Source organism: Neorhizobium sp. BETTINA12A (genome assembly GCF_023006485.1).
In the GTDB taxonomy this organism is placed as follows: Bacteria; Pseudomonadota; Alphaproteobacteria; order Rhizobiales; family Rhizobiaceae; genus Neorhizobium.
This window is the reverse complement of the sequence record NZ_JALBGW010000230.1, coordinates 1-5,722: the sequence shown is the minus strand read 5'-3', so window position 1 is coordinate 5,722 and position 5,722 is coordinate 1. Positions and strand designations below refer to the sequence as shown.

At 63.7% G+C, this 5,722-nt stretch carries 5 protein-coding genes and 1 pseudogene; 4 read left to right on the top strand and 2 right to left on the bottom strand.

Annotated features, from left to right (window positions below):
- Both MOV61_RS27835 and fabF read right to left on the bottom strand, forming a co-directional pair.
- Positions 1-827 (bottom strand): acetyl-CoA C-acyltransferase (locus MOV61_RS27835; RefSeq protein ID WP_247138904.1); only part of this gene is annotated, 827 nt, incomplete at its 3' end.
- Positions 828-838: 11 nt separating this feature from the next.
- A complete protein-coding gene (gene fabF, locus MOV61_RS27830) occupies positions 839-2,128 on the bottom strand; it encodes a beta-ketoacyl-ACP synthase II (RefSeq protein ID WP_247138903.1) in 1,290 nt (429 codons plus the stop codon).
- An 89-nt stretch (positions 2,129-2,217) separates the two neighbouring features.
- On the opposite strand from fabF, the gene MOV61_RS27825 reads away from it, so the two are divergent.
- The 4 genes and pseudogenes from MOV61_RS27825 to MOV61_RS27810 form a co-directional block, all read left to right on the top strand.
- Positions 2,218-2,790, top strand: a complete 573-nt coding sequence (locus MOV61_RS27825) for a TetR/AcrR family transcriptional regulator (protein WP_247138902.1) — start codon at positions 2,218-2,220, stop codon at positions 2,788-2,790.
- Positions 2,791-2,937: 147 nt separating this feature from the next.
- A complete protein-coding gene (locus MOV61_RS27820; RefSeq protein ID WP_247138901.1) occupies positions 2,938-4,548 on the top strand; it encodes an ABC transporter substrate-binding protein in 1,611 nt (536 codons plus the stop codon).
- Between the two features lie 40 nt (positions 4,549-4,588).
- Positions 4,589-5,578 (top strand): ABC transporter permease, encoded by a 990-nt coding sequence (locus tag MOV61_RS27815; protein WP_247037695.1) that lies wholly within the window; start codon positions 4,589-4,591, stop codon positions 5,576-5,578.
- Positions 5,575-5,722 (top strand): annotated as a pseudogene (locus tag MOV61_RS27810) (ABC transporter permease); the annotation flags it as partial. The gene MOV61_RS27815 and the pseudogene MOV61_RS27810, both read left to right, overlap by 4 nt.

The following is a 5,722-nucleotide window of genomic DNA, read 5'->3' as shown; positions in this document are numbered from 1 at the left end:
ACCAGCCGCGCCATCGGGCGCAGGCCCTTGGCTTCGGCAAAGGCCCGATCCGCGACGATCATCGCCGCCGCACCGCTGTTGAGGCCGGGTGCATTGCCGGCGGTGATTGTGCCGTCGTCGCGGAAGGCCGGCTTGAGTTTGGCAAGCGCCTCTATCGTCGTATCCGGCCTTGGCGTTTCGTCGGCCCCAAAACTTTTGACCCCGCCCTTCACCGGAAGATCGACGCCGACGATCTCGGCTGCGAACCTGCCCTCCGCCTGAGCGGCACTGAAACGCTGCTGCGAACGCGCCGCCCAGCGGTCCTGATCCGCGCGGCTGATCTGCTGGGAGGCGATCATGTCCTCCGTATGCCAGCCGGAATGTCTGTCCGAAAACGCATCGTGAAGGCCGTCGAGCAGCATGCTGTCAAAAATTTCCGCATGGCCCATGCGATAACCCCAGCGGCCGCCGCTCATCAGGTAGGGCGCGCGGTCCATGTTCTCCATGCCGCCGGCGATCGCCGCCTTGGCATGACCGAGCCAGATATCCTTGGCCGCACTAGCGATCGCTTCCGCGCCCGAGCCGCAGACGCGGTTGACCGTGACCGCCGGGACCGAGACCGGCAGACCGCCATGGATCGCCGCCTGCCGCGCCGGGTTCATCCTGTTGCCGGCCTGGACGACATTGCCCATAGTGACCGAGGCCACCTCGGCGGCGCTGAGGCCGGAGCGCGCGATCGTCTCGCGGATGACCGCAGCGCCGAGATCGACGGCCGGTATGCCGGCGAGCGAGCCGTTATATTTGCCGATCGCGGTGCGCAGCGGCTGGACGATGACGACTTCGGACATGGCGGTTCTCCCTAAATTGCGTTTTCGTCGAAGCGGCGCAGGATGACGCTGGCATTGACGCCGCCGAAGCCGAAACCGTTGGACAGCGCATATTCGACCTCCGCGTGACGCGCCTGCGGACCGATGAGATCGAGCCCTTCGGCGAGCGGATCGGGATCTTCGAGATTGAGGGTCGGCGGTAATATGCCGTCGCGCAATGCGAGCGCGGTGATGATTGCCTCGAGCCCGCCGGCCGCACCGAGCAGATGGCCGGTCGCCGATTTGGTCGAGGAGATCGCCGGGCCGTTACTGGTGCCGAAGACGGATTTGATCGCCGCGAGCTCGCCCGCGTCACCCACCGGTGTCGATGTGGCATGCGCATTGAGATAACCGATCGCCTCGGGTTGAAGGCCCGCCATCTGCAGTGCCCGCTGGACCGCCCTTTTCGCCCCGGAACCATCGGCCGGACCGGCGGTCAGGTGATAGGCATCGGCGCTGGTGCCGTAACCGACCACTTCGACGAGCGGGGTCGCGCCGCGCGCAAGCGCGTGTTCAAGCGTCTCGATGACGACGATGCCGGCGCCCTCGCCCATGACGAAACCGTCACGCGCGGCATCGAACGGCCGAGACGCCTTTTCAGGCGTATCGTTGAAGGCGGTGGAGAGACCACGTGCCGCCGCAAATCCGCCAAGTGCCACGCGGTTGATGCAGGCCTCGGTGCCGCCGCACAGCGCGACATCGACTTCGCCGCTCCTGATCATCCGCACGCCGTCGCCGATCGCCTGGACGCTTGCCGCGCAGGCCGTCACCGGCGCGCCGATCGGCCCTTTGAAGCCGTAGCGGATGGAGACATGGCCGGCCGCGAGGTTGACGAGGAAGGATGGAACCGTGAAGGGCGAAAGCCGGCCGGCGCCGCGGGCGTCCACCGTGCGCACCGCCTCGGCGATCGAATGGAACCCACCGATGCCGGAGGCGATAATCGTCGCGGTGCGGTCCTGCTTGTCGTCGGTATCGGCGACCCAGCCGGACTGCTCCAGCGCCTGCCGCGAAGCCTCAAGCGCAAATGTGATGAAGCGGTCCATCTTCTTGCGCTCCTTGTGCGGCACCGCGAGGTCGATATTGAAACCGAACTCGTCCTCGTCGATCCCGGGCACCACGCCGCCGACCTTGGCGTCGATATCCGGCACCATCTCGTCGGAGAGCCGGCGCAGGCCGGAGCGGCCCTCGATCAGGCGTTTCCAGGTGGCTTCCACGCCGCTGGCAAGTGGTGAGACCATGCCCATGCCGGTGATCACTATTCTGTCGCTCGGTCTTGCCGGCATGTTTCACCTCGATTTAAATTTTGATCATCATTTATCTCCTTTAAATGACAATCCAAATATAAGAGTCAAGGTATTCGAAGGAGAAGACGATGAAGGTGAGCCGCCAGGAAGCCGAGGAAAACCGCGCCCGCGTGGTGTTGAAAGCGGGCGAACTGTTCCGCGAATACGGCTTTGACGGCATCGGCATTGCCGACCTGATGAAGGCGGCGGGACTGACGCATGGTGGATTTTACGGCCAGTTCAAATCCAAGGTGGACCTGGCGGCCGAGGCAACGCGCCAGGCGCTGGCGCTCAATGCCGCGAACTGGCGGCAGACGATCGGACACACCCGCGACAAGGCGCTCAAGGCGATCGCGGGCATGTATCTGTCCCGGCCGAACCTGATCTTCAAAGCCAAGGGCTGCACTCTCGCCTCTCTCTGCGCCGACGCCTCCCGGCAGGGCGAAGCGGTGCAATCCGTGTTCGCCGAAGGCATCGAAAACCACCTCCAGCTGCTGCAGGAGATCATCGACGGCAATGGGGACGAGGATAAGCGTCGCAAGTCGATCGTCGTCCTGTCCCAGATGGTCGGCGGGATGACGCTCGCCCGCGCGGTCGGCGATACGCCGCTCGCGGAGGAGATCCTCGCTACCCTTCGCAACAAGCTGGAGACCCGGCACTAAGCCTTTATGGCGCAATGGAAAATTCACCTTCCACCCCTCCGCGCCCAAGAATTTGTTCCCGAATGCCCCACAGAGGAATTTCCTGCCTGTGCGACCGTTCATTTCGCTGGCAATATGCTGAAAAATGGCTGGATGCAGGAGAGAGCAATGACGATCGCCAACCTACCCCGACGGACCCTTTTGCAGGCAGGCGGTGCATTGCTCGCCTCGACGGCACTTCCGAATTTCGCCCTTGCTCAAGGCACCGCCGCCGGCGGCCGGCTGGTCGTTGCAGCCGACTCGGAACCGAAAAACCTCAACCCGGCGATCGTCGCCTCCAACGGCGTGTTCTTCATTGCGAGCAAGGTGGTCGAGCCGCTGGCCGAAGCTTCGTTCGACGGCAAGGACGGCCTCGCGCCACGTCTCGCCACCTTCTGGGAAGGTTCAGCTGACGGCAAGTCGGTCACCTTCAAGCTGCGCGAAGGCGTGAAATGGCATGACGGCAAGCCGTTCACCTCCGCCGACGTCGCCTATTCGGCGCTCAGCATCTGGAAGCCGCTGCAGAACCTCGGCCGCCTCGTCTTCGCCAATCTCGAAGCCGTCGAGACACCGGACGCGACAACCGCGGTCTTCAAGTTCTCCAAGCCGACACCGCTGCAGCTCATCCGCAACGCCCTGCCCGTGGTCAGCAGCGTCGTCCCGAAACATCTCTATGAAGGCACCGACATCGCCACCAACCCGGCCAATGTGAAGCTGGTCGGCACCGGACCGTTCAAGCTTACGGAATACAAGCCGGGCGAATATTACCGCCTGACCAAGAATGCCGGCTACTGGGGCAAGGGCGAGCCGAAGCTCGACGAGATCATCTTCCGCGCCCTGCCGGATCGCGCCGGCGCAGGTGCCGCACTGGAAGCGGAGGAAATCCAGCTTGCAGCCTTCTCGGCCGTGCCGCTCACCGATCTCGCCCGCATCTCCAAGGTGCCGGGCATCAAGGTCATCTCCAAGGGCTATGAGGCGCTGACCTACCAGCTCGTGGTCGAGATCAACCATCGCCGCAAGGAGCTCGGTGACGTCAAGGTGCGCCAGGCGATCGCCCATGCGATCGACAAGAAATTCGTCGTCGACACGATCTTCCTCGGTTACGCCGCTGCCTCCACCGGCCCGGTGCCGAAGAATGCGCCGGAATTCTATGATGCCAGCGTGCCGACCTACGCTTTCGACACCGCCAAGGCGAACGCTCTGCTCGACGAAGCCGGTTACAAGAAGGGCGCCAATGGCACACGCTTCTCCCTGAAACTGCGCCCGGCGCCCTATTTCAACGAGACCAAGCAGTTCGGCGATTACCTCCGCCAGGCGCTTGCAGCGGTCGGCATTGATGCGCAGCTCATCAACGCCGATTCCGCCGCCCACCAGAAGGCGGTCTATACGGATCACGACTACGATCTCGCCATCGGCCCACCGGTCTTCCGCGGCGACCCGGCGATCTCGACGACCATCCTCGTCCAGTCCGGTATTCCGGCCGGCGTGCCTTTCTCCAACCAGGGCGGCTACGAGAACGAGGAGCTCGACGGCATCATCGCCAAGGCCTCCGAAACCATCGATACCGCGGCCCGTACGGAGCTCTATAAGAAGTTCCAGAAGATCGTCGCTACCGACCTGCCGCTGATCAACGTAGCCGAATGGGGCTTCATCACAGTGGCGCGCGATACGGTGCAGAATGTCTCGAACAATCCGCGCTGGGCGGTGTCCAACTGGTCGGATACCGCGCTGAAATCGTGATAGGCTTGACGAACTATCCGATAAAGAGGCGCTTTTTGGCGTGAACCGAGCCCTTCGATTGATCCGACGTCGCGCGATCAGCAGCATTCCGGTGCTGCTGATCGTCGTCGTCCTGACCTTCCTCCTGCTCGAATCCGCCTCCGGCGATGCGGTGGATGCCTATCTCCTGTCGATCGGCGGCGGCGACGCGACGGTCGCCCAGTCGTTGCGCCGGGCCTACGGCCTCGACCAGTCGATGCTCGCCCGGCTATGGCTCTATTTCTCCTCGCTTGCAAGGCTCGATCTCGGCTGGTCGGTCGCCTTCGGACGACCGGTTCTCGACCTCATCCTTGAGCGCCTGCCAAACACGCTGCTGCTGATGGGCAGCGCCACGGCGCTTTCCTTCGGCTTGGGCTCCGCACTCGGGATCGTCGCCGGTGCAAAGCCTGAAAGCATAATGGACAGAATGCTTTCCACCTGTTCGCTCATTCTTTACGCGATCCCGAGCTTCTGGCTCGGCCTGGTTCTCAGCATCGTCTTTGCGGTGCAGCTCCGATGGCTGCCAACCTCGGGCATCGAGACCATCGCCTCCGGCAAGGTGGGCCTTGCCCGCACTCTAGATATCGTCCGGCACCTCGTCCTGCCGGTCGCAGCACTTGCGCTGATCTACATGGCGCTGTTCCTGCGGGTGATGCGCTCCGGCATGGCGGAGGCCTGGACCTTAGATTTCGTGCTGTTCGCCCGCTCCAAGGGTCTTTCCCGCAGCCGCATCGTGCTGCGCCATGTAGCGCGCAATGCGCTTCTGCCGCTCGTCACCATGCTCGGCCTGCAATCGGCCGCCATGCTCGGCGGCAGCGTCGTCATCGAGAGCATTTTTGCCATTCCGGGCTTCGGCCGGCTGGCGCAGGAAGCGGTTAGCGGCCGCGATGCACCACTGCTGATGGGCATCATCGTTGTCAGCGCCGTGCTGGTCATCTGCGTCAATCTCCTCGTCGATCTCGTTTATGCAGCTCTAGACCCTCGCGTCGGTGCCTCGGAGCCCAATTCATGAGGCTCCTTCGCGATCTCATCCGGACGCCGGAAGGCGCGATCGGGCTCGGCATCCTTGTGGCTCTGGTGCTCGTGGCGTTGTTCGCGCCGATGCTCTCCGCCGGCGATCCGCTGCATATCGCCGGCCGGGCGCTGCTGCCGCCCT